The sequence below is a fragment of the Ramlibacter sp. GCM10027632 genome, assembly GCF_042675325.1.
Lineage (GTDB): Bacteria > Pseudomonadota > Gammaproteobacteria > Burkholderiales > Burkholderiaceae_C > Ramlibacter.
Window position 1 is genome coordinate 58539 of sequence record NZ_JBHTGW010000003.1, and the last position, 25415, is coordinate 83953.

Sequence of the window (25415 nt, forward strand, 5' to 3'; positions counted from 1 at the left end):
CCGGGCCCGTCACTACAATCGCGCGCACACTTCCGATACCCCATGGCCTCTCACCTCGACCTCGAAGAACAGGAGCAGCTTGCCGAGATCAAGCACTTCTGGAACAAGTACGGCAACCTGATCACCTGGGTGCTGATCGTCGCCTTCGGCGCCGTCGCGGCCTGGAACGGCTGGCACTGGTGGCAGAACCGCCAGGCCGCCCAGGCCTCGGCGCTGTTCGCCGAGGTCGACCGCGCCGCCCAGTCCGGCGAGATGGCCCGGGTCGAGCGTGCCTTCGCTGACATCAAGGACAAGTTCGGCGGCACCACGTACGCCGCGCAGGCTGGCCTGCTGGCCGGCCGCGCGCTGGCCGAGGGCGGCAAGGGCGATGCGGCCAAGGCCGCCCTGGGCTGGGTGGCCGAGAAGTCGTCGGACGACGGCCTGAAGGCCGTCGCCCGCCTGCGCCTGGCCGGCCTGCTGGCCGATGCGAAGGCCTATGACGACGCCCTGCGCCAGCTCGACGCCGGCCTGCCGGCCGCGTTCGCCGCGCTGGCCGCCGACCGTCGCGGCGACATCCTCCAGCTGCAAGGCAAGAAGGATGCGGCCAAGGCCGAATACAAGAAGGCGCTGGCCGGCCTGGATGCGCGCAACGACTACCGCCGCCTGGTGGAAGTCAAGCTCACCGCCCTGGGCGGCGAGGCCGTCACCGCCGCGGCGCCCGCCGCGCCCGCGAAATGACCGCCCGCCCGACGCGCGCGCGCATCGCCCGCGGCCTGGCCGTGGCCGCCGCGGCCGCCGCATTGGCGGGCTGTGCGTGGATGCCCAGCTTCCTGGGCGGCTCCGGCGGTGCGCTCAAGCCCGCCGAGCTCCAGCCCAACCCGAACCTGCAGCCGGTGCGCCAGGCCTGGACGGCCCGCATCGGCCGCGTCGATTTCCCGCTGACGCTGCAGCCCGCGGCCGGCCTGGTTGTGGCCGCTGCCGGTGACGGCACCGTCGCCGCCTTCGACGCCGCCACCGGTGCCGAGCGCTGGCGCGGTTCCGCCGGTGGCGCGCTGTCGGCCGGCGTCGGCAGCGACGGCCCGCTCGCTGCGGTCGTCACCCGCGGCAACGAACTGGTGGTCCTGTCCGCCGGCCAGCCTGCCTGGCGCCAGCCGCTGGGCGTGCAGTCCTTCACCGCGCCCCTGGTGGCCGGCGGGCGCGTGTTCGTGCTCGCGGCCGACCGCTCGATCCATGCCTTCGACGCCGCCAACGGCCGCAAGCTCTGGACGCAGCAGCGCCCGGGCGAGGCGCTGGTGCTGCGCCAGGCTGGCGTGCTCCTGGCCGTGGGCGACACGCTGGTGGCGGGGCAGGGCGGCCGCCTCGCCGGCCTCAACCCGCTGACCGGTGCGATCCGCTGGGAGTCCGGCATCGCCACCTCGCGCGGCACCAACGACGTCGAGCGCCTGGTCGACCTCGTCGGCCGCACCAGCCGCGTGGGCGACAGTGTCTGCGCCCGCGCCTTCCAGTCGGCCGTCGGCTGCGTCGACACCCGCCGCGGCCAGCTGGCCTGGACCCGCAGCGCCAACGGCGCCGAGGGCCTCACCGGCGACGACCGCCTGGTCGTCGGCACCGAGTGGGACGGCAAGGTCATCGCCTGGCGCCGCGACAGCGGCGAGCGCGCCTGGACCCACGAGGCCCTGCTGCAGCGCGGCCTCTCCACCCCGCTGATGCTCGGTCGCACCGTGGCCATCGGCGATGCCTTCGGCTACGTGCACCTGCTGTCCCGCGAGGACGGCAGCCTGCGCCAGCGCCTGTCCACCGACGGCTCGGCCATCGCGGCCGCCCCGGTGCTCGCCGGCAACACCCTGGTCGTGGTCACCCGCAATGGCGGTGTCCACGGCTTCATCCCCGAGTAAATGAAACCCGTCGTCGCCCTGGTCGGCCGCCCCAATGTCGGCAAATCGACCCTCTTCAACCGCCTGACCAAGTCGCGCGACGCCATCGTGGCCGACTTCGCCGGCCTCACGCGCGACCGCCACTACGGCAACGCGCGCCTGGGCAAGCGCGAGTTCATCGTCATCGACACCGGCGGCTTCGAACCCACCGCCGAGAGCGGCATCTATGTCGAGATGGCCCGGCAGACCCGCCAGGCCGTGGCCGAGGCCGACGTCGTGATCTTCGTCGTCGACGCCCGCGCCGGCCTGTCCGCGCAGGACCACGACATCGGCAACTACCTGCGCAAGCTGGGCAAGCCCACCGTCCTCGTGGCCAACAAGGCCGAGGGCATGAAGGAGGGCCACCAGCTCGCCGAGTTCTACGAGCTGGGCCTGGGTGAGGTGCTGGCCGTCTCGGCGGCCCACGGCCAGGGCATCCGCGGCATGGTCGAGATCGCGCTGGACCAGCTGGGCCTGCCCGAGCCCGACGACGAGGAGGGCGAAGTCGACGAAAGCCTCATCAAGCTGGCCGTCGCCGGCCGGCCCAACGTCGGCAAGTCCACCCTGATCAACACCTGGCTCGGGGAGGAGCGCCTGGTCGCCTTCGACATGCCGGGCACCACCCGCGACGCGATCTCGGTGCCCTTCGAGCGCGCCGGCCAGAAGTACGAGCTGATCGACACCGCCGGCCTGCGCCGCAAGGGCAAGGTCTTCGAGGCGATCGAGAAGTTCTCGGTGGTCAAGACGCTGCAGGCCATCGAATCGGCCAACGTAGTCCTGCTGCTGCTCGACGCCACCCAGGGCGTGACCGACCAGGACGCCCACATCGCGGGCTACATCCTCGAGTCGGGCCGCTCGGTGGTCATCGCCGTCAACAAATGGGACGCGGTGGACGACTACCAGCGCGAACAGCTGCAGCGCCAGATCGAGCAGCGCCTGGCCTTCCTGAAGTTCGCCGCGCTGCACTTCATCTCGGCCAAGAAGCGCCAGGGCCTGGGCCCGGTGTGGCAGTCCATCAGCGCCGCCCACAAGTCGGCCATGGTCAAGATGCCCACGCCCGTGCTCACCCGCCTGCTGCTGGAGGCGGTGCAGTTCCAGTCGCCCAAGCGCGCCGGCATGTTCCGCCCCAAGCTGCGCTACGCGCACCAGGGCGGCATGAACCCGCCGGTGATCGTGGTCCACGGCAACTCGCTGGAGCACGTGACCGACGCCTACAAGCGTTTCCTCGAGGGCCGCTTCCGCAAGGAGTTCAACCTGATCGGCACGCCCCTGCGCATCGAGATGAAGACCTCCAAGAACCCCTACGCGGACAAGGAGTGAGCCGCGCAACGATTACTTGCGCGGCAGCTTTGCTGTGGTAAGGTGGGGCTTCCCGAACACAATCACTTAACACGGAGAATATCGTGAGCAATAAAGGGCAACTCCTCCAAGACCCCTTCCTGAACACCCTGCGCCGGGAGCATGTGCCCGTGTCGATCTACCTGGTCAACGGCATCAAGCTGCAGGGTCAGATCGAGTCCTTCGACCAGTATGTGGTCCTCCTGCGAAACACCGTGACGCAGATGGTCTACAAGCACGCGATTTCCACCATCGTCCCCGGGCGCGCCGTGAATTTCAACGCGGCGGAGAGCCAGGAGACCCCCGCCGCCTGACGGCGCGCCGCGGGCCTGGCCTGCACCACAGCCCGGGCGACCCGCCCCCACCCCAGCCCGGGCCCCTCACTTGCAAGAAGCTTCCCAACGCCCAGCCGCCCTCGCCATCCTGGTGGGGGTGGACTTTGGCGATCCCCATTTCGATGCCGGCCTCGAGGAGCTGGGCCTGCTGGCCCAGACCGCGGGCCTGCAGCCCGTCGCTCGCGTCACCTGCAAGCGCCGCGCGCCCGATGCCGCGCTGTTCATCGGCAGCGGCAAGGCCGACGAGATCAAGTTCATGGCCGAACAGAGCGGCGCCACCGAGGTGCTGTTCGACCAGTCGCTCAGCCCCGCGCAGCAGCGCAACCTCGAGCGGCACCTGGGGCTGCCGGTCAACGACCGGACCCTGCTCATTCTGGAGATCTTCGCCCAGCGCGCCCGCAGCCATGAGGGCAAGCTCCAGGTCGAGCTCGCCCGGCTGCAATACATCAGCACCCGCCTGGTGCGGCGCTGGTCGCACCTGGAGCGGCAGACCGGCGGCGCCGGCGTGCGCGGCGGCCCCGGCGAGAAGCAGATCGAACTCGACCGCCGGATGATCTCCGACGCCATCAAGCGGACCCGCGAGCGCCTGGAGAAGGTCAAGCGTCAGCGCGGCACCCAGCGCCGCCAGCGCGAGCGGCAGGGCGCCTACACGATCTCCCTGGTGGGCTACACCAACGCCGGCAAGTCCACGCTGTTCAACGCCCTGGTCAAGGCCCGCGCCTACGCGGCCGACCAGCTGTTCGCCACGCTCGACACGACCACCCGCCAGCTGTACCTCGCACCCACCGGCGAGGAGGGGCAGGGCGTCGGCCGCTCGGTCTCGCTGTCCGACACGGTGGGCTTCATCCGCGACCTGCCGCACGGCCTGATCGACGCCTTCCAGGCCACGCTGCAGGAGGCGGCCGATGCCGACCTGCTGCTGCACGTGGTCGACGCCGCCAACCCCGGCTTTCCCGAGCAGATCGACCAGGTCCAGCGCGTGCTCCACGAGATCGGCGCGGCCGACGTGCCGCAGGTCCTGGTGTTCAACAAGGTCGACGCGCTGCCCGAGAGCCAGCAGCCGCGGCAGGCCCAGGACACCTACGAGCTCGAAGGGCGGCCGGTGCCGCGCCTGTTCGTCAGTGCGCGCACCGGCGCCGGCCTGCCGGCCCTGCGTGAGGTCCTGGCGGCGCACGCCGCGGCGGCGGCCCGCGCCCGCGGCGGGGCCGAGGGCGATGACAGAAAGCCTCAAATGCAAGAGGCGGATGCCTGATTCGGCACAATGCCACCAGTACAAGTCAAACAAGCCATCGCATGAACCTCCCTTTTCCCGGCTTCCTCGCGCAGGCGCTGCAACGCCTGCGGGGCATGTTCAACCTGAACGACCCGCGGTGGGGGCGAGGCGGCGACGAGCCGCGCAGCGAGAACCCGCGCCCCGAGGGTGAGCGCCCCAACGGCGGCGGCTCCCGCGGCCCCAACCAGGGCCCGCCGGACCTCGACGAGCTGTGGCACGACTTCAACCGCAAGCTCGGCGGCCTGTTCGGCGGCCGCGGCGGCAATGGCGGCAATGGCGGCAGCGCCGGCGCGCAGCCGCCCGACATGAAGAGCGCCGGCATCGGCGCCGGCCTGGTGGCCGCGGTGGTCGTCCTGATCTGGCTGGGTACCGGCTTCTTCATCGTGCAGGAAGGCCAGCAGGCCGTCATCACCCAGTTCGGCCGCTACCAGTCGACCGTCGGCGCCGGCTTCAACTGGCGCCTGCCGTACCCGATCCAGCGCCACGAGGTGGTCACCGTCACGCAGATCCGCTCGGTCGACATCGGCCGCGACAGCGTGATCCGCGCCACCGGCCTGCGCGAGTCGGCCATGCTCACGCAGGACGAGAACATCGTCGAGATCAAGTTCGCGGTGCAGTACCGCCTGAAGGACGCCCGCGCCTGGCTGTTCGAGAGCAAGAACCCGCAGGAAGCGGTGGTCCACGCCGCCGAGACTGCGGTGCGCGAGGTGGTCGGCAAGATGCGCATGGACTCGGCCCTGGCTGACGAGCGCGACCAGATCGCCCCGCGCGTGCGCACCCTGATGCAGACCATCCTGGACCGCTACAACCTCGGCGTCGAGGTCGTGGGCATCAACCTGCAGCAAGGCGGCGTGCGCCCGCCCGAGCAGGTGCAGGCGGCCTTCGACGACGTGCTCAAGGCCGGCCAGGAGCGCGAGCGCGCCAAGAACGAGGCCCAGGCCTATGCCAACGACGTGATCCCGCGCGCGGTCGGCACGGCCTCGCGGCTGAAGGAGGAGGCCGAGGCCTACAAGGGCCGCATCGTCGCCCAGGCCCAGGGCGACTCGCAGCGTTTCCGCTCCGTGCTGGCCGAATACCAGCGCGCGCCCCAGGTCACGCGCGACCGGCTGTACCTGGAGACCATGCAGCAGATCTACCAGAACGTGACCAAGGTGCTCGTCGACTCGCGACAGGGCTCGAACCTGCTGTACCTGCCGCTCGACAAGATCATGCAGCAGGTGGCGCAGGAAGGCGCGCCCGCCGCGGCCGCCCCGGCGGCGCCCGCCGGCCCCTCCGCGCCGGCGCCCGCCGCGGGCGACTCGCGCTCGCGTGAGAACACCACCCGTGGCCGCGAGCGCGAGACGCGCTGACCCGCAGGGAGCACAAGAACATGAACAGGATCGGTTTCCTCATCTCCTCCGTGCTGGTGGCCCTGGCCATCATCAGTTCCACCGTCTTCGTGGTCGACCAGCGCCAGTTCGGCGTGGTCTATGCCCTGGGCCAGATCAAGGCCGTCATCACCGAGCCCGGCCTGCACTGGAAGCTGCCGCCGCCGTTCCAGAACGTGAGCTACATCGACAAGCGCCTGCTCACGCTGGACAGCGCCGACACCGAGCCCATGCTCACCGCCGAGAAGCAGCGCGTGGTCATCGACTGGTTCGTGCGCTGGCGCATCTCCGACCCCTCGCAGTACATCCGCAACGTCGGCCTGGACGAGCAGGCCGGCGCCAACCAGCTCAATCGCGTGGTGCGCAACGCCTTCCAGGAGGAGATCAACAAGCGCACGGTGCGCGAGCTGCTCTCCACCGCCCGCGAACAGCTGATGGCCGACGTCAAGCGCGAGGTGCAGGACGTGGTCAAGGGCGCCAAGCCCTGGGGCGTGGAAGTGGTCGACGTGCGCATCACGCGGGCCGACTATGTCGAGGCCATCACCGAGTCGGTCTACCGCCGCATGGAGTCCGAGCGCAAGCGCGTGGCCAACGAGCTTCGCTCCACCGGCACCGCCGAGGGCGAGAAGATCCGCGCCGATGCCGAGCGCCAGCGCGAGATCACCGTGGCCAACGCCTACCGTGACGCCCAGAAGATTAAGGGCGAGGGCGACGCCGAGGCCGCGCGCGTCTACAACGACGCCTTCGGCCGCGACCCGCAGTTCGCCCAGTTCTACCGCAGCCTCGAGGCCTACAAGTCCAGCTTCACCAAGAAGGGCGACGTGATGGTCCTCGACCCCTCGGGCAGCGACTTCTTCCGGGCCTTCCGCGGCCCCGGCAACGCGCCGGCCGCCCCCGCAGCCTCCGCCGCGCCGCGCAAGTAAGCCCGGGGCGCGCGCGTGGACCGGGATCTGCTCTGGGCGGCCATCGCCCTGGTGCTGGTCTTCGAGGGGCTGGTGCCCCTCGTGGCCCCGGCCCGCTGGCGCCGCACGATCACCCAGCTCACGCAGCTGGCCGACGGCCAGCTGCGGTTCTTCGGGCTGGTCTGCGTGGTCCTGGGGCTGCTGCTCCTGGCCTGGGTCACCTCCTGATCACGGTCGCCGCGGGCGACCCCATCCCTGGCCGGTAAAATACCGGTTTTAACAGCGTCCCCCTTTCCATGTCCGCCTGGGTCCTGCCGGATCACATCGCCGATGTCTTGCCCTCCGAGGCCCGGCACATCGAAGAGCTTCGCCGCGAACTGCTCGACACCGCCCGCAGCTATGGCTACGAGCTGGTGATGCCGCCGCTGCTGGAGCACCTGGAGTCCCTGCTCACGGGCACCGGCGAGGCGCTGGACCTGCAGACATTCAAGCTGGTCGACCAGCTCTCGGGCCGCATGATGGGCCTGCGGGCCGACACCACGCCGCAGGTCGCCCGCATCGACGCCCACCTGCTCAATCGCCCCGGCGTCACCCGCCTGTGCTACTGCGGCCCGGTGCTGCACACCCGCCCCGACCGCCCGCACGCCACCCGCGAGCCGCTGCAGTTCGGCGCCGAGATCTACGGCCATGCCGGCCTGGAGGCCGACCTCGAGGCCCTGGCGCTGGCCCTCGACTGCCTGCGCGCCACCCAGGTGGTGGGCCCCTCGGTGGACCTGGCCGACGCCCGCATCGTGCGCGCCCTGCTGGCCGGCGTGAACGCCGATGCCGCCACCCTGGTGCGCGTGCATGCCGCACTGGCCGCCAAGGATTCGAGCGAGCTCGCCGCGCTGACCCGCGCCTTCCCCGAGGCCTCGCGCGAGGGCCTGCGCGCGCTGGTCTCGCTGTATGGCGACGCCGCGGTGCTCGGCGAGGCCGTGAAGGCGCTGCCCCCGCTGCCCGAGATCCGCCAGGCGCTGGACAACCTGCGCTGGCTGGCCGGCCATGTCGAGGGTGCCCGCGTGAGCTTCGACCTGGGCGATGTCCGCGGCTACAGCTACTACACCGGCGCGCGTTTCGCCATCTACGTGCCCGGCGCCAGCGACGCCCTGGTGCGCGGCGGCCGCTACGACGAGGTCGGCGCCGTCTTCGGCCGCAACCGGCCCGCCGCCGGCTTCAGCCTGGACATGAAGGAACTGGTCGGCGTGGCCGCCAGCCGCCCGCTCAAGGCCGCGATCCGCGCGCCCTGGGGCGAGGATGCCGGCCTGCGCGAGGCCATCGCGCGCCTGCGCCGTGACGGCGAGACCGTGGTCTGCGTCCTGCCGGGCCACGAAAGCGGGGTGGACGAGTTCCACTGCGACCGCGAGCTGACCTGCCAGGCCGGCGCCTGGGTCGTGTCGGCCCTCTGAACACACTGAATTTTCCTGAGAGTTTTTCGATGACAAAGACAACTGGTCGCAACGTGGTCGTGGTCGGCACCCAGTGGGGCGACGAAGGCAAGGGCAAGCTCGTGGACTGGCTCACCGAGAGCGCCCAGGGCGTGGTGCGCTTCCAGGGCGGCCACAACGCCGGCCACACGCTGGTGATCAACGGGGTCAAGACCGCCCTGCACCTGATCCCCTCCGGCATCATGCGCCCCGGCGTGAAGTGCTACATCGGCAACGGCGTGGTGCTGTCGGTGGCCAAGCTGTTCGAGGAGATCGCCGGCCTGGAGAAGGCCGGTGTCGAGGTGCGCTCGCGCCTGCGCATCTCCGAGGCCTGCCCGCTGATCCTGCCGTTCCACGCGGCGCTGGACATCGCCCGTGAAGCCAAGCGCGAGCAGGGCGGCACCGAGAAGATCGGCACCACCGGCCGCGGCATCGGCCCGGCCTACGAGGACAAGATCGCCCGCCGCGCCCTGCGCGTGCAGGACCTCAAGCATCCCGAGCGCTTCGCCGCCAAGCTGAAGGACCTGCTGGATCTGCACAACCACGTGCTCACCACCTACCTGAACGCGCCGGCCGTGGACTACCAGTCCACCCTGGACGAGGCCCTGCGCCTGGGCGAGATGCTCAAGCCCATGATCGCCGACGTCTCGCGCGAGCTGAACGAGGCCCACCGCGACGGCGCCAACCTGCTGTTCGAAGGCGCCCAGGGCACGCTGCTGGACGTGGATCACGGCACCTACCCTTACGTCACCTCGAGCAACTGCGTGGCCGGCAACGCCGCCGCCGGCTCGGGCGTGGGCCCGGGCATGCTGCACTACATCCTGGGCATCACCAAGGCCTACTGCACCCGCGTGGGCGGCGGCCCGTTCCCCACCGAACTCGATTGGCAGACCGAGGGCACCGTGGGCTGGCACCTGTCCACCGTGGGCGCCGAGAAGGGCGTGACCACCGGCCGCTCGCGCCGCTGCGGCTGGTTCGATGCCGCGCTCCTCAAGCGCTCGGCCCAGGTCAACGGCCTGACCGGCCTGTGCATCACCAAGCTCGACGTGCTCGACGGCATCAAGGAGCTGCAGCTGTGCGTGGGCTACGAGCTCGATGGCGAGCAGATCGACATCCTGCCCCTGGGCGCCGACGAGATCGCCCGCTGCAAGCCGATCTACGAGACCATGGAAGGCTGGACCGACAGCACCGTGGGCGTGACCGAGTACGACAAGCTGCCGGTCAACGCGCGCCTGTACCTGCAGCGCATCGAGCATGTGACCGGCGTGCCGGTCGACATCATCTCGACCAGCCCGGACCGTGACCACACGATCATGATGCGCCACCCCTACCTGGCGGCCTGAACCCTGACTGCAGAAAGAGGAAACCACGCATGTTGACCGAAGACGGCAAGCACCTGTACGTCAGCTACGACGAGTACCACAACCTGATCGAGAAGCTGGCGCTCAAGGTGTACCAGTCGGGCTGGGAGTTCGACACCATCCTGTGCCTGGCCCGCGGCGGCATGCGCCCCGGCGACATCCTCTCGCGCATCTTCGACAAGCCGCTGGCGATCATGTCCACCAGCTCCTACCGCGCCGAGGCCGGCACGGTGCAGGGCCAGCTGGACATCGCCCGCTACATCACCACGCCCAAGGGCGAGATCGCCGGCCGCGTGCTGCTGGTCGACGACCTGGCCGACTCCGGCGTGACCCTGCGCAAGGTGGTGGACCAGTTGAAGAACAACTACAAGCCCATCACCGAGCTGCGCAGCGCGGTGATCTGGACCAAGGGCGTGTCGACCTTCGAGCCGGACTACCAGGTCGAATTCCTGCCGACCAACCCCTGGATCCACCAGCCCTTCGAGTCCTACGACAGCCTGGGACCCGAAAAGCTGCTGGAGAAGTGGAAGCTCTGAGCTTCCACGCCCTGGGCGCCTAGCCCAGGGTCACCAGGCGGCCCGTGCGCGCCGCCTCGGTGATGGCCTCCACCACCACCAGGTTGGCCAGGCCGTCCGCCGCCGTCACCAGCGGCTCGCACTCCCCGCGCACCACCGCCGCGAAATGCGCCATCTGGCGCACCAGCGGGTCCTCGCGCACCATCTCCACCACGCTGGCCTCGAACGGCTTCCACCACGAGCGGCTCGCGCCGGCGTCGGGGTAGGCCTTGAGGCGCATGGTCGGCACCGACAGGCTGCCCTGGGTGCCGGCCAGCACGTAGCAGTCCTCGTCGCCATAGGTGGTGTAGGCCTTGTTTTCCTGGCTGGTCTGCTCCCAGCTGCGCGGGCTGGCCGCGGTGTCCGAGAGGATGAAGGTGCCCAGCACGCCGCTGTCGAAGCGCAGGCTCAGGGCCACGGTGTCCTCCACCGCGAAGCCGCGCACCGCGTTCGAGGCCATGGCCTGCACCGCGACGATCTCGCCGCACAGCATCCGCAGGTTGTGGATCTCGTGGATCATGTTGATCAGGATCGGCCCGCCGCCCGGCTCGCGGCGCCACGGGCCGTCGTCGAAGTAGTGGTCCGGCTTGAAGAACATCGCACTGCCCTGGACGGCCACCAGCCGCCCCAGGCGTCCCGATCGCACCACTTCGCGGGCCTTGGCCATGATCGGGCTGTGCGCGCGGTGGTGCCCCACCAGCAGGCGGCCGCCGCGAGCGGCGACGGCGTCGACCAGCCGCCGGCCTTCGGCCACGGTGGGCGTGAGCGGCTTTTCCAGCAGCGTCGGCAGGCCGGCCTCCAGGCAGGCCATGGCCTGCGGGAAGTGCAGGGCGTTGGGCGTGGCCAGCACCACGCCGTCGGGCCGGTCGGCGGCCAGCAGGGCCTCGAGCGAGGGGTACAGCGGGACGCCGGCGCGCTCGGCGATGGCGGCGGCGGCGGGGGAGGGGTCGACGATGGCCGACAGCGTGGCGCTGGGCTCGGCTTGCAGGACGGCGATATGGGCCTGGCCGATGAGGCCGGCGCCGGCCACGGCGATGCGGGTGCGGGTCATGGATGCGGGGTCGGAGTGGGTGGAAGCAGGTCGGGACAGCACGGCGGGACGATGCGCCAGAGGCGCCACTGTAGCCGCCCCTGGCGCCGCGGGCACGGCAGCGGCGGCTACCATCGGCCCATGAGCGACCGCGTCACCGACCTGATCCACCATCCCTACCAGCCGCCCGCGGGCTTCGCCGCGCCGCAGGCCGGCGTCTTCAAGGCCTCCACGGTCATCTTCCCGAACGTCGCCGCCCTGCGCGCGCGGGACTGGAAGCACAAGGCCGGCTACACCTACGGCCTGCATGGCACGCCGACCACCTTCACCCTGGAGGAGCGCATCGCCAGCCTGGAAGGGGGCACGCAGTGCCTGCTCGCGCCCAGCGGGCTGGCCGCCATCGCCAACGTCGACTTCGCGCTGCTGCGCGCCGGCGACGAGGTGCTGATCCCCGACAACGTCTACGGGCCCTCGAAGGCCCTGTGCGAGGGCGAGCTGGCGCAGTGGGGCATCACGCACCAGCGCTACGACCCGATGGACCCGCAGGACCTCGCGCGGCGCCTGTCCGCCCGCACCAAGCTGGTGTGGCTGGAGGCGCCCGGCTCGGTCACGATGGAGTTCCCGCCGCTGCCGCAGCTGTCCGCCCTGTGCCGCGAGCGCGGCATCACCAGCGCACTGGACAACACCTGGGGCGCCGGCTTGGCCTTCGACGGCTTCGCCCAGGGTGGCGCCGACATCGTGGTGCAGGCCCTCACCAAGTACCCCAGCGGTGGCGGCGACGTCCTCATGGGAAGCATCACCACGCGCGACGAGGCGCTGCACCAGCGGCTCAAGCTCACGCACATGCGCCTGGGCCTGGGCGTCGGCGCGAACGATGTCGAGGCGGTGCTGCGCTCCCTGCCGAGCATCCAGCTGCGTTACCGCGCCCACGACGCGGCCGCCCGCGAGCTGGCCACCTGGCTGCAGGGCCGCCCGGAGATCGCGCAGGTGCTGCACCCGGCGCTGCCCGGCTCGCCCGGGCATGCGAACTGGCAGGCGCTGTGCGGGCCGCAGGGCCTGGCGGCGGGCCTGTTTTCGGTGGTGCTCGACGCCCGCTACGACCGGGCCCGCGTCGATGCCTTCTGCGATGCACTGCGCCTGTTCAAGCTGGGGTATTCGTGGGGCGGGCCGGTCAGCCTCGCCGTGCCCTACGACGTCACCTCGATGCGCAGCGCATCACTGGGCACCTGGCAAGGCAAGGGCACGCTGGTACGCTTCTCCGCCGGCCTGGAGGCGGCGGCGGACCTGCGCGCCGACCTCGGCCAGGCGCTGGCGGCACTGGGCTGAGGGCGCGGCCCCGGCACGCGGCGCTTGCGTCTGGAAACGCGCGCTGTCCCCGATCCGCCGAATCGCTTACATTGGGCGCCTTGCCCTGCACGAAAGGATGCGCCTTGGCCACCCCGAATTACGGTTACGAGAAGCGCCAGCGTGAACTGGCCAAGAAGCAGAAAAAAGAAGAGAAGCTGCGCGCCAAGGCCGATCGCAAGGCGTCCGAGGCCGCGGGCCTGTCGGACGACGAGCACCTGGCCCAGGCCGGCGACCGCGAGCCGTCGGCGCCGATGCAGCCCGGCCAGGCGGCTTCCGCCTCCAGCTGAGCCTCAGTCCCCCTAGAGCCCAGGGCGTCGCGCGCGCCCCCGGAGGCCGGCGTGTCCTTCGCGCGGGGCCTGCTCAGGCTTGCGCCAGGAGTTCCGCCGCGGCGCGCGCCATGCTGGCCGGCGAGCGGTCGTCCACCCCCTGGGCCAGGGCCTGCGCGTACTGGGTGAAGTTGCGGCGGATCGAGGCGGCGTACATGGGGTCGTAGTGCTGCACCAGCAGCTCGCGCACCACCTCCTCGGTGCGGCCGGCGCGCACCCGCTCCTGCCAGCCCGTCACGACCGCATGACCGCGCAGCTCGACGAGGGTGGACAGCCGGTCGCAGAAGAACTCCGGGTCCTTGACGAACCAGTCGTAGTCCTCCATCAGCAGGGCCACGCGCTCGTCGTCGGACAGGCGCAGGTCGATACAGCGGCTGGCGCGCATGGCCAGGATCAGGGCCTCGGGCACCGAGACGTTGCCCACCTTCTTGCTCTCGCTTTCCACGTACACCGGCCGCGCCGGGTCGAAGCCGCGCAGGGCCTGCCAGACCCGGGTGTCGAAGTGCTTCTGCGAGGGCTGGCGCTCGCCGGGCACCAGGCCGAGGACCGAGCTGCGGTGGTTGGCCAGGCCCTCCAGGTCCAGCACCTGCGCGCCCTGCGCGGCCAGGGCATGCAGCAGGCGGGTCTTGCCGGAGCCGGTGGGGCCGCAGACCACGCGGTAGTCCAGGCGCTGCGCGAGGCGGGGCAGGTCCTCCAGCACCGCGGTGCGGAAGGCCTTGTAGCCGCCCTCGACCAGGTGCACGCGGAAGCCGATCTGGTCCAGCACCAGGGAGAGCGAGCCGCTGCGCTTGCCGCCGCGCCAGCAGTACACCAGCGGCTTCCAGTCCTTCGGGACCTGCAGCAGCTCGCGCTCGATATGGCGGGCGATGTTGGCGGCGGCCAGCGCCGCGCCGCGCTTGCGCGCCTCGAACGGGTTGACCTGCTTGTAGATGGTGCCGACGAGGTGGCGCTCCTCGTTGTTCAGGGTGGGCCAGTTGACGGCGCCGGGCAGGTGGTCCTCGGCGTATTCGTTTTCGCTGCGCGCGTCGATGACGGCGCTGAACTCGCCGAGGCGTGCGATGGCCTCGGCGGCCGGGAGGATCTGGACGGTCACTTGGCGGAAAGCAGTTTCTTGAGCGCGGGCCAGACATTGGCCAGCATCAGGGGTTGGGCCTCTTCGGTCGGGTGGATCCGGTCAGGCTGGAAGTAGCGGGCGGCGTCCGGCCCCTCGGCGAAGCCCTTGAGGAAGAAGGGCACGGCGGCGGCCTTGTGGCGGCGGGCGACCTGGTCGTAGAGGGCGGCGAATCGCTCGCCGAACTCACGGCCGTAGTTGGGCGGCAGCTGCATGCCCACCAGGAGCACGCGCGCGCCGGCCTGCTGCGCGGCCAGGGTCATCTGCGAGAGATTGTCCTCGGTCATGGACAGGGGCAGGCCGCGCAGCGCGTCATTGCCGCCCAGTTCGATGACCACGTGGGTGGGCCGGTGCTGGGCGAGCAGGGCGGGCAGGCGCGATCGGCCGCCGGCGGTGGTCTCGCCGCTGATGCTGGCATTCACCACCCGCGCCGCGATCTTCTCCTGCGCCAACCGGGCTTCCAGCAGGCGCACCCAGCCCGTCCCGCGTTTGAGGCCATACTCGGCGCTCAGCGAATCGCCCAGTACCAGGACCACGGGCTCGGCCGCGCGCGCCGGGGCGGCCACGGCCGCCGCCAGCGCGCCCAGCACCCAGCGCCTGCGGTCCCACATTGAATATTTCATGTCCGAATCCATCATCGCCGTCGAGCATGTCTGGAAGTCCGTGACCGACTCGACCGGCACCCTCGACATTCTCCGTGATATCGACTTCGCCCTGGCCGCGCGCGAGACGGTGGCCATCGTCGGCGCCTCGGGCTCGGGCAAGAGCACGCTGCTGTCGATCATCGCGGGGCTGGACACGCCCTCGCGCGGCACGGTGCGCCTGGCCGGCCAGGACCTGTTCGCGCTCGACGAGGACCAGCGCGCCGCGCTGCGCGCCCAGAAGATCGGTTTCGTGTTCCAGAGCTTCCAGCTGATGGCGAACCTCACCGCCCTGGAGAACGTGATGCTGCCGCTGGAACTGGCAGGTCGCCGCGACGCCCGCACCGCGGCCACGGCCATGCTGGCGCGCGTCGGCCTCGGCCAGCGCCTCGGGCATTACCCCCGGCTGCTGTCGGGCGGCGAGCAGCAGCGCGTGGCGCTGGCCCGCGCCTTCGTGGTCGAGCCGGCGGTGCTGCTGGCGGACGAGCCCACCGGCAGCCTGGACTTCGCCACCGGCGAGACGGTGATGCAGCTGATGTTCGACCTGAACCGCGAGCGCGGCACGACCCTGGTGCTGGTCACGCACGACCGCGCGATCGCGCAGCGCTGCGAGCGCCGCATCACCATCGAGGCCGGGCGGGTGGCGGCGCCGGCCTGAGGCCCGGCACGGGGCCTGGCCGGCAGGCCTCGCAGCCGGCCCTGGGGCGGATCGTGCCCCGCCCCAGGCCGCCGCTTCAGGCCGCACCCAGCGCCCGCAGGGCGAGCAGGCGGAAGGCCTCGCGCCGCTGCGGCACGTCGATGTGCCGGGCCAGGGCCTCGACCATCTCCTGAGGGCTGGCGCCGGCCTCGAGCTGCTGGCGCACCAGCAGGCGGGCCACCGGCCCGAGGTCGCGGCACAGCGCCTGCTCCACGGCCTGCAGCGCCGCGTGGCGTGGCGCGGCGGGGTAGTCCGCCGCATCCTCCGCCGCCCGGGCCCGCGGCGCGCCGCCCCCGGCCTCGCGCAGCAGCCGCGCCGCCAGGCCCGGGCCTGTGCTGGCCAGGGGAATGGTGGCCGGCAGGCCGTCCCCCGGCTGCGGCGGCACCGTCTCGGTGACCGCGAACAGCTCGTGCTGCCGGCCGTGCTTGTCGGCCCGCGTGCCGGCCGGGCGGAACAGGGCCGGACCACCCTCGGCGATGCGGGAGATGACGTCGTGGCAGGCACGCGAGAGCAGCAGCTCGTTCGGCCGGGCGAAGTCCATCACGCGCTGGGCGACGTTGATGCCGTCGCCGATGACGTTGATGCGCTGGTTGATGTCCTGCACCACCCGCACCGGCCCCAGGTGCAGGCCCAGGCGCGCGGGCAGGGCGGCGGCCGGTCGCTGGCGCAGCAGGTCCCGCAACAGCAGGGCCACGTGCAGGGCCTCCTCGGGATCGCCCAGGAAGCACAGCGCGGCGCCGTCACCGGTGTCGATGGCCAGGCGGGTGTGCAAAGGCACCGGCTCCAGGGCGCGGGCGATGAGGTCGTTGAGGAGGCGCTTGGCCGCGGCCTGCTCGTTGACCGAGCGCGCCGAATAGCCCACCAGGTCGATGAACAGGATGGTGCACAGGAGGTTGCGCCGGCGCAGGGCCTCGATATCCGGCCGGGAGGCCGGCGTGCTCCCCGAGGACGAGGGCACCGAAGCCTCGCCGCCCTCCAGCGCCGCGCGCAGCTGCGCCACCGACTGCGGGCGGCGCTGTTCGTCGGGCTGCAGTGCCCAGTCGATGGCGTGCAGCACCGCCCGCCCGAAGACCGTGGCGTCGGCGAGGATGGACGCGCCCGGCATGGCGTCGGCCTGGATGCGGGCGGCGGCCTCCACCGGCTTGCGGCCGGTGACCATCCAGTACATCACCGCTCCCAGGGCGTAGATGTCGGTCCAGGGACCCTGCGCGCCCTGGGAGTGGTACTGCTCGAAGGGCGCGAAGCCGGGCGTGACGATGTTGGTCATCTCGCCGTCGGCCAGCACGCGGCGGGCAGCGCCGAAATCGAGCAGCACCGGGCGGCCGTCGCTGCGGATGTAGATGTTGTCCGGCTTGATGTCCCGGTGCAGGAAGCCCGCCGCGTGCACCGCCTCCAGGCCATCGAGCAGGGGGCGCACGACGGCGAGCAGGCCGGGCAGCGACAGCGGCGCCTGCCGCTGCAGCCAGTGCTTGAGGGGCTGGCCGGTCTCGTACTCCATGACGATGTAGGCCGTGCCCAGGGCGCGGAAGTAGCGCAGCACCCGGACGATGTGCGGATGGCGGAAGGCCGCGAGGGCGCGCGCCTCGTCGACGAAGCGCTGCAGGCCGGCGGTGAAGCGCTGGCGGGGCGCCTGGCCGCTGGTGCGCGGCGCCACCCGGCCCTGGGCGCCGCGGGCGAGCAGTTCCCCCGGGAAGTACTCCTTGATCGCCACCGGCAGGTCCAGGTGGGTGTCGTGCGCGAGGTAGGTGATGCCGAAGCCGCCGCCGCCCAGCACGCGCCGGATCTCGTACTCCGCCAGCCGGGTGCCGGCGGGCAGGGCGGCGGCGTCCGCGGCGTCGGGGGCCCGGGTCATGCGCGCGACTCGAGGCGGATCATCTGGATCGCCTTCTCCAGGCTGCGGCGCATGCGGTTGAAGGAGGCGCCCAGGCGCACCACCTCGTCGTCGCCGCGCTCGCTGAACTCGGGCTCGGTGAAGTCGCCGGTGGACATGCGGTCGGCGGCCTGCGAGAGGCGCCGCACCGGCTGCAGGATCAGCCAGGTCAGCATCAGGTTCAGCACCACGAAGACCACGGCGAACACCGCCGCCAGCGACCCCATGAAGGTGGTGAAGGCCCGGTCGGCATGCGCCAGGGGCACGGCCATGGGGACGGTGACGATCTGCGCGCCCACCACCTCGCCCTGCTTCCAGCCGAAGCCGTTCGACGAGCCGTAGACGCGCAGCATGCTGGGGGGCGCGGCGGCCGGCGTGCTGTGGCATTGGAGGCAGGCCGGGTTGTTGATCTGGATCGGCTTGGCGATGAACAGGCTGCGGCCGTTGGCCGACTGGCGCTCGGCGATCAGCTCGTCGAGGTCCGGGTACTGGCGAAACCGCTGTACCACGTCGGCCTCCCAGTCGGCCGGGCGGTTGCGCGGGTTGGTGGGGTTGAGGGTGGCCTCCTTGTAGCTGTACTCGCCGTAGGTCTTGCGCAGGGTGTTGATCGCCTCGGTGGCGGCGAAGGCCGGCACCGACTGCGGCAGGAAGACCTCGGCCATCTGCCCCACCAGGTGCGGGCGGATGTGGTCCACGGTGTAGGTCCGCACCGAGGAGGCGGCCTCGAGCATCAGGCGCGCCTCGCGTACCACCTCGTGGCGCGCGTTGTCCTGGAGCAGTTGGCGGGAGACGAGGCCGGCCGCGACGAAGCCCGCGAGGAAGACGGTCGTCAACACCAGGTTGAACTTCGACCTTAATGCCATAGTGCTACTCCCTGAAGGTGGCGGCGATTCTAGCCACGCACCACGGTCGCGCTCTTGTAAAACCTGCCCCGCCCGGCCCGGGATAATCGCGGCAATGTCCGCACCGAAAGTCCTGTTCGGGTTCCACGCCGTCGGCGTGCGCCTGAAAACCTCGCCCGCCTCGATCATCGAGGTCTACTACGACAACACCCGCCGCGATGCCCGCATGCGCCAGTTCCTGGACCGGGCCCGCGAGGCCGGCGTGCGCCTGATCGAGGCCGACGCGCTGCGCATCGCCAAGCTCGCCGGCAGCCATGGCCACCAGGGCGTGGCCGCGCGGGTGAACGCGGTCGAGAACGCCCGCTCGCTCGACGACCTGCTCGATGCCCTCGAGGCCCGCGGCGAGGCGCCGCTGCTGCTGGTGCTCGATGGCGTGACCGACCCGCACAACCTCGGCGCCTGCCTGCGGGTGGCCGACGGCGCTGGCGCGCACGCGGTGATCGCGCCCAAGGACCACGCGGTGGGCGTCAATGCCACGGTGGCCAAGGTGGCCAGCGGCGCCGCCGAGACCGTGCCCTACTTCATGGTGACCAACCTGGCCCGCACCCTGGGCGAGCTGAAGGAGCGCAACATCTGGGTCATCGGCACCAGCGGCGACGCCGACAAGACCCTCTACCAGGTGGACCTGAAGGGCCCGGTGGCCCTGGTGCTCGGCGCCGAGGGGCCGGGCATGCGCCAGCTCACGCGCAAGACCTGCGACGAGCTGGTCTCCATCCCCATGTGCGGCGCGGTCGAGAGCCTGAACGTCTCGGTCGCCAGCGGCGTGTGCCTCTACGAGGCGCGCCGCCAGCGCCTCTGAGGCGCTGCCGGGCCCGCGCCCGCGCTCAGACCCAGCCCAGCGCCCCGACCAGGGCGCCCGCGCCCAGCAGCCACAGCAGGTGGATGCGGGTGCGCCAGACCACGAGGGCGGTGACGATGCTCACCGCCCACAGCGGCCAGCCCGAGAGGTCGTAGCGCCCGCCGGTGGCGAGGATCCAGCCGGTGGCGACCAGCAGGGCCACCACGATCGGCGTCATGCCCAGCTTGAAGGCCCGCACCCCAAGCCGGTCGCGGTTGCGGTGGCCCCACTGGGCGGCCACGTAGGTCAGCACTGAGCTGGGCACCATGATCCCGGTCATCGCCAGCAGCAGGCCCAGCGCCGCGCCGGGCAGGCCGGCGGCGTTCTGGCCGACGTTCCACCCGAGCAGGGCGACGAAGAGGATGTTGGGCCCCGGCGCCGCCTGGGCGATGGCGATGGAGGTGGAGAACTGCTCCTCGCCGAGCCAGCCCTGCTGATCGACCAGCCAGCGGTGCATGTCGGGGGCGGTGGTGATGGCGCCTCCCACTGCGAGCAGCGACAGCGAGGCGAAGTGGGACAGCAGGTTCAGCCAGTCGGCCGCGGAGAAGGCGAGCGTCATTGGCCGCCTCCCAGCTTGCGCCAGGTCAGCACGCAGCCGATCGCGCCCAGGCCCAGCAGCACCAGCGCCAGCGGCAGCCGCAGCAGCCCGATCGCCACGAAGGTGGCCACCGCCAGGGCCATGCTCACCGGGATGCCCAGGGGGTGCTTGCGCAGGGTCGGCAGCAGCTTCAGGCCGGTGGCGCCGATCAGGCCGGCCGCCACCGCAGCCATGCCGCGCAGCGCGCCGGCCACCTGCGGCGAATCCGCGAACTGGCTGTACAAGAGCGCCAGCGCCAGCACCACGCACAGTGGCGCCACCAGCATGCCGGCGACGGCCGCGCACGCGCCCGGCAGGCCGAAGTAGCGCGTGCCGATCATGATGGACAGGTTGATCACGTTCGGCCCCGGCATGATCTGGGCCACCGCCCATTCCTCCACGAACTCCTCGCGGGTCATCCAGCGCTTGCGCTCGACGAGCTCGCGCTGCACCACGGCAAGCACGCCGCCGAACCCCTGCAGGGCCAGGAAGGTGAAGGAGATGAACAGGTCCGCCAGGGAGCGGGGCCGGGCGCGGGGCGCGTGGTTGTCGTCGTTGTCGTGTTCGTTCACCGCGGCATTATCGACGCGCAAAAAAATCCCCCGGGGCCGGTGAGCACCGAGGGAAGAGGCCGGGGGAAGAAACTTGAAAGAAAACCCGGCACCGGTTGGACAGCGGCAGGCCCTGCGCGGTTCCCGCGATCCGCGTGCCGGCAAAAGGTCACGGAATCGCGGCCTCGTTGGGCTCGAGCCGGCGCCAGGCCCCCAGGCGTCGGCCCGCGTTCGTAGGATCGCTCCGATCTGCCTGTCGGCCATCTTCCAGAAAGCGAGCCCATGACGGACCTGTCCGCATCCACCCCCCCACGCAACGAATTCACCGAGGACGAGGCGCCCGCGGGCGGCCTCTGGCACAGCCTGCGCCGCGCGGTCGCGCGCCTGTGCGACTGGTTCGCGGTCCAGGGCCCGGCAGTCCGGGCCCTGGTGGCCGGCCTGGCCCTGCTGATCGCCGCCAGCGGCACCTACTCGCTGGCGCTGTGGCACCGGCATGCCCAGGTCGCCGAGCAGGTCGGCCGCATGGGCGGCCAGGAGGGGGCCGAGGGCCTGTGGCGCCTGGACGACCGCCTGCCCGTGGTCTTCGGCGGCGGCTCGGTGCTGGGCTTCCTGGCGCAGCAGCCGGTGGAGCGGGTGACCGTGGTGTACCAGGCGCTGCTGTGGAACGTGTCCGAGCGCATCATCCTCGTGCAGTCGCAGGGCCGGCTGCATGCCTACTACCCCTCCGACCTGGAGACCAAGATCTTCTCCGACCAGGCCGTCACCGCGCCCTGGGGCGCGCGCCTGGCCTTCGTGCCGCGCTCGGAGCTGTCGCCTGCCGCGCAGGCCATGGTCGAACGCCTGGACCAGCGCTTCGCCGGCGCCCGCCCGCAGGCCGAGAAGGACGCCTGGAAGGCCGGCGCCAGCGGCCTGCTCTCGGGCGCGCTGACGCTGGGCCTGCTCGGGTTCCTGTTCATGCAGCTGCGCGGGCAGCACAAGGCGCTGAAGTTCATCGAGCCGCAGCAGGTCCAGGGCAGCCTGGACGACCTGGTGGGCATGGACGACATCAAGTCCGAAGTGGCCCAGATCAAGGACCAGTACCAGCGCCGCGCCGAGTACGCCGCCTACGGGATCGACAAGCCGTTCAACGTGATGTTCAGCGGCCCGGCCGGCACCGGCAAGACCAAGCTGGCCAGCTACCTGGCCAAGGCGCTGGGGCTGCCGATCCTGTTCCACTCGGCGGTGAACCTGGAGACCGGCTACGTCGGCGGCGGCGCCAACACGCTGGCGCGCATCGTCTCCCTGGCCAAGCGGCGCCAGCGCTGCATCGTCTTCCTGGACGAGGCGCAGGACCTGTTCATGAAGCGCGGCGGCCACCGCAAGTTCGACGACGACACGCAGAACATGCTGCTGGCGGTGCTCGACGGCGTGCGCACCCGCAACGACGCCGAGATCATCTGGATCGTGGCCTCCAACTTCAACGCCGGCCAGATGGAGATGGACGAGGCCATGCTGCGCCGCTTCCAGATGAAGGTGGACTTCCGCCTGCCCAATCGCGAGGAGCGCGAGTCCATCGTCGGCCATTACCTGTCGCAGCGCGCCGGCAAGGTGGCGCCGGACATGGACCTGCGCCACCTGGTCGAGGTCACCGAGGGCTGCAGCCCGGCGGACCTGGAGACCATCGTCAACCAGGCCGGCATCTGCGCGGTGCAGGCCGGCGGGCTGATCGACTCGGCGACGCTGGCACAGGCCGCCGAGCGCGTGCTGGTGGGCAACGTCAACACCAGCACCACCCAGGACCGCGAGCGGGACCGGCGCATCGTCGCCGTGCACGAGTGGGGCCACTTCCTGGTGGACTTCGAGCAGGAGCGCCGGCGCTGCGAGGGGGACTGGGGCCGCATCCAGGCCGAGATGAAGACGCTCAAGATCTCGCTCAAGGCCAACCCGCGCAACAACGCGCTGGGCTTCGTGTTCCACAAGCAGGGCGCGAACCTGCTCAAGACCAAGGCCGACATCGAGCACGACGTGCGCGTGCTCCTGGGAGGCATGGCCAACGAGGAGCTGTTCTTCGGGGAGGAGGGCACCACCAACGGCGCGCACAACGACATCAGCCGCGTCACCCGCCTGCTGCACCACGCGGTGGGCGAGATGGGGATGTACCGCAAGACGCGCCTGAACTTCGGCGCGCTGGCGGACGGGCCGCGCACGGTCGACGAGGAGACCCGGGGGATCATGGAGGCGCAGAGCGAGCGCCTCTACGCCGAGACCCGCGACCTGCTGGCGCGACGCAAGCCGCTGACGGAGCACCTCTCGCGCAAGCTCATGGCCGCCGGCGAGATGAGCCTGGAGGCGGCGCTGGCGGAGATCCGGGCGTTCGAGTCGGCCTGCCTCGGGTTCCACGCGCGCGTGGGCATCGAGCTGCCCGCGGGCTGAGGTCGCGGGCGCGTCAGGCCCCGCCGGGTTCGAGCGTGAGCCAGGTGCGGCCAGCGCAGGTCGAGCCGCATGGCCTCGCAGGCCACGAGGTCGGCGCGCCGCTCGGCCACCACCGTTTCCTGCTCGAACCCGGCATCGACCAGCAGCCCGTGGAGCCGTGATGGGCCGTCTGCCGCGCCGGGGTCTCGAGGCTGTCGGCGCCGTGCCGGACTCCGAAGCGGCCATCGGAGAAGCGGCTGGCCATCCAGTGGCGGGACTCGAACGGCCGGTCGATCACCGGCGTGGCCGACTGGTACGGCGGCGGCCTGGCCTGCAGCGCCACGAGCGGGGCGAGGGCGGCCTTGTCCTCCGACGGCACGGGCGAGTGATGGGCATGGGCATGGGCAAGAACGAGGCGTTTCCCCCAGGCGATCGGAGTCCGTCTACCCGCGGGTTGTGTTCGCGGCAACTCTTGCAACGACCACAACAATGACGTCGCACCGCTGCAACCCGGCCCGGGCCGCTCAGAGCCTGGCCAGGCGCTCGAGGGCCGCGCGCAGGGTCTCGTCCTTCTTGGCGAAGCAGAAGCGCACCACGCGCTGGTCGAAGCCGTCGCCGTAGAAGGCGGACAGCGGGATCGCCGCCACGCCCACCTCGCGTGTCAGCCACTGGCAGAAGTCGGACTCGGACAGGTCGCTGACCCGGGAGATGTCGACGCACTGGAAGTAGGTGCCCTCGCTGGGCAGCAGCCGCAGCCGGGTGCGCGCCAGGCCCTCGCGGAACAGGTCGCGCTTGCGCTGGTAGAAGGCCGGCAGCTCGCGGTAGGGCGCCGGGTCCGCCATGAAGGCGGCGAGGCCGTGCTGCACCGGGGTGTTCACGGTGAACACGTTGAACTGGTGGACCTTGCGGAATTCCGCGGTGAGGGGCGCAGGCGCGGCCACGTAGCCGACCTTCCAGCCGGTGACGTGGTAGGTCTTGCCGAAGCTGGAGACGATGAAACTGCGTGCGGCCAGGCCCGGGAAGCGCGCGGCGCTGGGGTGGTCCGCGCCGTCGAAGACCATGTGCTCGTAGACCTCGTCGCTGATCACCAGCACGTCGGTCGGCGCCAGCAGCTCCTGCAGGCGCAGCATCTCCTCGCGGGTCCAGACCGTGCCGCTGGGGTTGTGCGGCGTATTGACCAGGATCGCGCGGGTGCGCGGCGTGAGGGCGGCGGCGATGCGGTCGAAATCGGGGCGGAAGCTGCCCGGCACCAGCGGCACGCGCACCACGGTGCCGCCGGCCAGCTCGATGTTGGGGACGTAGCTGTCGTAGCAGGGCTCGAGCACGATGACCTCGTCGCCCGGGCGCACCACCGCGAGGATGGCGGTGATGATGGCCTGCGTCGCGCCGGCGGTGATGGTGACTTCGGTGGCCGGGTCGTACCGGCGGCCGTACAGGGCCTCGACCTTGGCGGCCACCGCCTCGCGCAGCGCCGGCACGCCGGGCATGGGCGGGTACTGGTTGTGGCCGGCGGCCATCGCGCCGGCCACGGCCTCCACCAGGCGCGGGTCGCAGCCGAAATCGGGGAAGCCCTGGCCGAGGTTGACGGCCTGGTGCTCGGTGGCCAGCGCCGACATCACGGTGAAGATGGTCGTGCCCACCGAGGGCAGCTTGGTCTCGAGGGCGGGCGTGCGCACCGGGGTGTCAGAGGTCATAGTCGTTGACATGGCCGCTCATGGCCTTGGCGATCAGGTTGCGGTCCAGGCGGTCGGACAGCAGCTCGGCGAACTTGAAGACGAAGTTGCGCAGGTACGCGCTGCGCTTGAAGGCCACCCGGGCCACGTTCTGCCCGAACAGGTGGCCCAGCGGGCGCACCGCCAGGTCGGCGTTGCCGCCGCCGTCCTCGCGCACCGCCATCTCCGCGACGATGCCCACGCCCAGGCCGAGGCGGACATAGGTCTTGATCACGTCGGAGTCGATCGCCTCCAGCGCGATGCGCGGCTGCAGCTTGCGATGGGCGAAGGCGGCGTCGATCCGGGTGCGGCCGGTGAACGAGGGGTGGTAGGTGATGATGGGTTCGGCCGCGAGGTCTTCCAGCGTCACGCGCTCCTTGGCCGCCAGCGGGTGGCTGGTGGGCATCACCAGCACGTGCTGCCACTCGTAACAGGGCAGGGTGACCAGGTCGGGGTAGTCGGCCAGCGACTCGGTGGCGATGCCGATCTCGGCGACCTCGTCCAGCACCATGCGCGCCACCTGGTCGGGCGAGCCCTGGTGCAGGCTCACGTTCACCTTGGGGTAGGCCTCCCGCAGGCGCGCGACCGGCACCGGCAGCACGTAGCGGGCCTGGGTGTGGGTGGTGGCGATGGACAGCGTGCCGCTGTCCTGCGCGCTGAACTGCTCGCCGATGCGCTTGAGGTTGCCGACCTCGCGCATGATCAGCTCGATGCTCTTGAGGACGTGCTGGCCCGGCTCGGTGATGCGCTTCAGGCGCTTGCCGTGGCGGGCGAAGATCTCCACGCCCAGTTCCTCCTCCAGCTCGATGATCGCCTTGGAGACGCCGGGTTGCGAGGTGTGCAGCGCCTTCGCCGCCTCGGTCAGGTTCAGGTTGCGGCGGGCAGCCTCCTGGACGAAACGGAACTGGTGAAGGTTCATATTGAATTTCTTCTAAAA

Annotated in this window: 25 protein-coding genes; 16 read left to right on the forward strand and 9 right to left on the reverse strand. The window is 71.1% G+C overall.

Going from position 1 to position 25415, the window contains the following annotated elements:
* The first annotated feature begins 42 nt into the window (after positions 1-42).
* The 11 genes from ACFQZY_RS06265 to ACFQZY_RS06315 all read left to right on the forward strand — a co-directional run bounded on the left by ACFQZY_RS06265 (position 43) and on the right by ACFQZY_RS06315 (position 10467).
* Positions 43-717: a YfgM family protein gene (locus tag ACFQZY_RS06265; protein WP_377414025.1), complete on the forward strand. Its 675-nt coding sequence runs from the start codon at positions 43-45 to the stop codon at positions 715-717.
* Positions 714-1874: an outer membrane protein assembly factor BamB gene (gene bamB, locus ACFQZY_RS06270; RefSeq protein WP_377414027.1), complete on the forward strand. Its 1161-nt coding sequence runs from the start codon at positions 714-716 to the stop codon at positions 1872-1874. Before ACFQZY_RS06265 ends, bamB begins: the two co-directional genes overlap by 4 nt.
* Complete coding sequence (gene der, locus ACFQZY_RS06275; RefSeq protein ID WP_377414029.1) at positions 1875-3212, forward strand: ribosome biogenesis GTPase Der; 1338 nt, start codon at positions 1875-1877, stop codon at positions 3210-3212.
* 83 nt (positions 3213-3295) lie between these two features.
* Positions 3296-3544 (forward strand): RNA chaperone Hfq, encoded by a 249-nt coding sequence (gene hfq, locus ACFQZY_RS06280; protein WP_377414032.1) that lies wholly within the window; start codon positions 3296-3298, stop codon positions 3542-3544.
* A 70-nt stretch (positions 3545-3614) separates the two neighbouring features.
* Positions 3615-4817, forward strand: a complete 1203-nt coding sequence (gene hflX / locus ACFQZY_RS06285; protein ID WP_377414034.1) for a GTPase HflX — start codon at positions 3615-3617, stop codon at positions 4815-4817.
* 41 nt (positions 4818-4858) lie between these two features.
* Complete coding sequence (gene hflK, locus ACFQZY_RS06290) at positions 4859-6187, forward strand: FtsH protease activity modulator HflK (protein ID WP_377414036.1); 1329 nt, start codon at positions 4859-4861, stop codon at positions 6185-6187.
* A 20-nt stretch (positions 6188-6207) separates the two neighbouring features.
* On the forward strand, positions 6208-7128 hold the full coding sequence (gene hflC / locus ACFQZY_RS06295; RefSeq protein WP_377414038.1) for a protease modulator HflC: 921 nt from the start codon (positions 6208-6210) through the stop codon (positions 7126-7128).
* Positions 7129-7143: 15 nt separating this feature from the next.
* Positions 7144-7335, forward strand: coding sequence for a DUF2065 domain-containing protein (locus tag ACFQZY_RS06300; protein WP_377414040.1), 192 nt, complete (start codon positions 7144-7146; stop codon positions 7333-7335).
* A 68-nt stretch (positions 7336-7403) separates the two neighbouring features.
* Positions 7404-8552 (forward strand): ATP phosphoribosyltransferase regulatory subunit, encoded by a 1149-nt coding sequence (locus ACFQZY_RS06305; protein WP_377414043.1) that lies wholly within the window; start codon positions 7404-7406, stop codon positions 8550-8552.
* A 29-nt stretch (positions 8553-8581) separates the two neighbouring features.
* Positions 8582-9913 carry an adenylosuccinate synthase gene (locus ACFQZY_RS06310; RefSeq protein WP_377414046.1) on the forward strand — a complete coding sequence of 444 codons (1332 nt, stop codon included), beginning with the start codon at positions 8582-8584 and terminating at the stop codon, positions 9911-9913.
* Positions 9914-9942: 29 nt separating this feature from the next.
* Positions 9943-10467, forward strand: a complete 525-nt coding sequence (locus ACFQZY_RS06315) for a phosphoribosyltransferase (protein ID WP_377414048.1) — start codon at positions 9943-9945, stop codon at positions 10465-10467.
* 19 nt (positions 10468-10486) lie between these two features.
* On the opposite strand, the gene ACFQZY_RS06320 is transcribed toward ACFQZY_RS06315, so the two are convergent.
* The gene (locus ACFQZY_RS06320) at positions 10487-11536 is read right to left on the reverse strand and encodes a Gfo/Idh/MocA family protein (RefSeq protein ID WP_377414051.1); all 1050 of its coding nucleotides are present in this window, start codon (positions 11534-11536) and stop codon (positions 10487-10489) included.
* A 120-nt stretch (positions 11537-11656) separates the two neighbouring features.
* Here ACFQZY_RS06320 and ACFQZY_RS06325 point away from each other — a divergent pair, with 120 nt between their 5' ends.
* Complete coding sequence (locus tag ACFQZY_RS06325) at positions 11657-12841, forward strand: PLP-dependent transferase (protein WP_377414053.1); 1185 nt, start codon at positions 11657-11659, stop codon at positions 12839-12841.
* Positions 12842-12945: 104 nt separating this feature from the next.
* Positions 12946-13149, forward strand: coding sequence for a hypothetical protein (locus ACFQZY_RS06330; protein ID WP_377414055.1), 204 nt, complete (start codon positions 12946-12948; stop codon positions 13147-13149).
* Between the two features lie 73 nt (positions 13150-13222).
* Here the strand turns inward: ACFQZY_RS06330 and mnmH are convergent, their stop codons facing one another.
* Together mnmH and ACFQZY_RS06340 are read right to left on the reverse strand one after the other, a co-directional pair.
* Positions 13223-14281 (reverse strand): tRNA 2-selenouridine(34) synthase MnmH, encoded by a 1059-nt coding sequence (mnmH, locus tag ACFQZY_RS06335; RefSeq protein WP_377414057.1) that lies wholly within the window; start codon positions 14279-14281, stop codon positions 13223-13225.
* Positions 14278-14922 (reverse strand): arylesterase, encoded by a 645-nt coding sequence (locus ACFQZY_RS06340; protein WP_377414059.1) that lies wholly within the window; start codon positions 14920-14922, stop codon positions 14278-14280. The genes mnmH and ACFQZY_RS06340 overlap by 4 nt, the downstream gene beginning before the upstream one ends.
* On the opposite strand from ACFQZY_RS06340, the gene ACFQZY_RS06345 reads away from it, so the two are divergent.
* On the forward strand, positions 14921-15598 hold the full coding sequence (locus tag ACFQZY_RS06345; RefSeq protein ID WP_377414061.1) for an ABC transporter ATP-binding protein: 678 nt from the start codon (positions 14921-14923) through the stop codon (positions 15596-15598). The genes ACFQZY_RS06340 and ACFQZY_RS06345 overlap by 2 nt on opposite strands.
* A gap of 76 nt (positions 15599-15674) precedes the next feature.
* Here ACFQZY_RS06345 and ACFQZY_RS06350 read toward each other — a convergent pair whose 3' ends face one another.
* A complete protein-coding gene (locus ACFQZY_RS06350; protein ID WP_377414063.1) occupies positions 15675-17489 on the reverse strand; it encodes a protein kinase in 1815 nt (604 codons plus the stop codon).
* The gene (locus ACFQZY_RS06355) at positions 17486-18370 is read right to left on the reverse strand and encodes a DUF3365 domain-containing protein (RefSeq protein WP_377414065.1); all 885 of its coding nucleotides are present in this window, start codon (positions 18368-18370) and stop codon (positions 17486-17488) included. Before ACFQZY_RS06355 ends, ACFQZY_RS06350 begins: the two co-directional genes overlap by 4 nt.
* Positions 18371-18464: 94 nt before the next feature.
* On the opposite strand from ACFQZY_RS06355, the gene rlmB reads away from it, so the two are divergent.
* Positions 18465-19208 carry a 23S rRNA (guanosine(2251)-2'-O)-methyltransferase RlmB gene (gene rlmB, locus ACFQZY_RS06360; protein ID WP_377414068.1) on the forward strand — a complete coding sequence of 248 codons (744 nt, stop codon included), beginning with the start codon at positions 18465-18467 and terminating at the stop codon, positions 19206-19208.
* 25 nt (positions 19209-19233) lie between these two features.
* Here the strand turns inward: rlmB and ACFQZY_RS06365 are convergent, their stop codons facing one another.
* Positions 19234-19806, reverse strand: coding sequence for a chromate transporter (locus ACFQZY_RS06365; RefSeq protein ID WP_377414071.1), 573 nt, complete (start codon positions 19804-19806; stop codon positions 19234-19236).
* Positions 19803-20396, reverse strand: a complete 594-nt coding sequence (locus ACFQZY_RS06370; RefSeq protein WP_377414074.1) for a chromate transporter — start codon at positions 20394-20396, stop codon at positions 19803-19805. Before ACFQZY_RS06370 ends, ACFQZY_RS06365 begins: the two co-directional genes overlap by 4 nt.
* Positions 20397-20657: 261 nt before the next feature.
* Here ACFQZY_RS06370 and ACFQZY_RS06375 point away from each other — a divergent pair, with 261 nt between their 5' ends.
* On the forward strand, positions 20658-22787 hold the full coding sequence (locus ACFQZY_RS06375; protein ID WP_377414076.1) for an AAA family ATPase: 2130 nt from the start codon (positions 20658-20660) through the stop codon (positions 22785-22787).
* 503 nt (positions 22788-23290) lie between these two features.
* Here the strand turns inward: ACFQZY_RS06375 and ACFQZY_RS06380 are convergent.
* Together ACFQZY_RS06380 and ACFQZY_RS06385 are read right to left on the reverse strand one after the other, a co-directional pair.
* Positions 23291-24460, reverse strand: coding sequence for a pyridoxal phosphate-dependent aminotransferase (locus ACFQZY_RS06380; protein WP_377414079.1), 1170 nt, complete (start codon positions 24458-24460; stop codon positions 23291-23293).
* Entirely contained in the window at positions 24450-25397 is a 948-nt protein-coding gene (locus ACFQZY_RS06385) for a CysB family HTH-type transcriptional regulator (protein ID WP_377414082.1), read from the reverse strand. Before ACFQZY_RS06385 ends, ACFQZY_RS06380 begins: the two co-directional genes overlap by 11 nt.
* Between the last annotated feature and the right edge of the window lie 18 nt (positions 25398-25415).

Bases quoted from the DNA above. Each gene is read 5' to 3' on its own strand.
- ACFQZY_RS06265 (WP_377414025.1), top strand. From the start codon at position 43: ATGGCCTCTCACCTCGACCTCGAAGAACAGGAGCAGCTTGCCGAGATC.
- bamB (WP_377414027.1), top strand. From the start codon at position 714: ATGACCGCCCGCCCGACGCGCGCGCGCATCGCCCGCGGCCTGGCCGTG.
- der (WP_377414029.1), top strand. From the start codon at position 1,875: ATGAAACCCGTCGTCGCCCTGGTCGGCCGCCCCAATGTCGGCAAATCG.
- hflK (WP_377414036.1), top strand. From the start codon at position 4,859: ATGAACCTCCCTTTTCCCGGCTTCCTCGCGCAGGCGCTGCAACGCCTG.
- hflC (WP_377414038.1), top strand. From the start codon at position 6,208: ATGAACAGGATCGGTTTCCTCATCTCCTCCGTGCTGGTGGCCCTGGCC.
- ACFQZY_RS06305 (WP_377414043.1), top strand. From the start codon at position 7,404: ATGTCCGCCTGGGTCCTGCCGGATCACATCGCCGATGTCTTGCCCTCC.
- ACFQZY_RS06310 (WP_377414046.1), top strand. From the start codon at position 8,582: ATGACAAAGACAACTGGTCGCAACGTGGTCGTGGTCGGCACCCAGTGG.
- ACFQZY_RS06315 (WP_377414048.1), top strand. From the start codon at position 9,943: ATGTTGACCGAAGACGGCAAGCACCTGTACGTCAGCTACGACGAGTAC.
- ACFQZY_RS06320 (WP_377414051.1), bottom strand. From the start codon at position 11,536: ATGACCCGCACCCGCATCGCCGTGGCCGGCGCCGGCCTCATCGGCCAG.
- ACFQZY_RS06325 (WP_377414053.1), top strand. From the start codon at position 11,657: ATGAGCGACCGCGTCACCGACCTGATCCACCATCCCTACCAGCCGCCC.
- ACFQZY_RS06345 (WP_377414061.1), top strand. From the start codon at position 14,921: ATGTCCGAATCCATCATCGCCGTCGAGCATGTCTGGAAGTCCGTGACC.
- ACFQZY_RS06340 (WP_377414059.1), bottom strand. From the start codon at position 14,922: ATGAAATATTCAATGTGGGACCGCAGGCGCTGGGTGCTGGGCGCGCTG.
- ACFQZY_RS06350 (WP_377414063.1), bottom strand. From the start codon at position 17,489: ATGACCCGGGCCCCCGACGCCGCGGACGCCGCCGCCCTGCCCGCCGGC.
- ACFQZY_RS06355 (WP_377414065.1), bottom strand. From the start codon at position 18,370: ATGGCATTAAGGTCGAAGTTCAACCTGGTGTTGACGACCGTCTTCCTC.
- rlmB (WP_377414068.1), top strand. From the start codon at position 18,465: ATGTCCGCACCGAAAGTCCTGTTCGGGTTCCACGCCGTCGGCGTGCGC.
- ACFQZY_RS06365 (WP_377414071.1), bottom strand. From the start codon at position 19,806: ATGACGCTCGCCTTCTCCGCGGCCGACTGGCTGAACCTGCTGTCCCAC.
- ACFQZY_RS06375 (WP_377414076.1), top strand. From the start codon at position 20,658: ATGACGGACCTGTCCGCATCCACCCCCCCACGCAACGAATTCACCGAG.
- ACFQZY_RS06380 (WP_377414079.1), bottom strand. From the start codon at position 24,460: ATGACCTCTGACACCCCGGTGCGCACGCCCGCCCTCGAGACCAAGCTG.
- ACFQZY_RS06385 (WP_377414082.1), bottom strand. From the start codon at position 25,397: ATGAACCTTCACCAGTTCCGTTTCGTCCAGGAGGCTGCCCGCCGCAAC.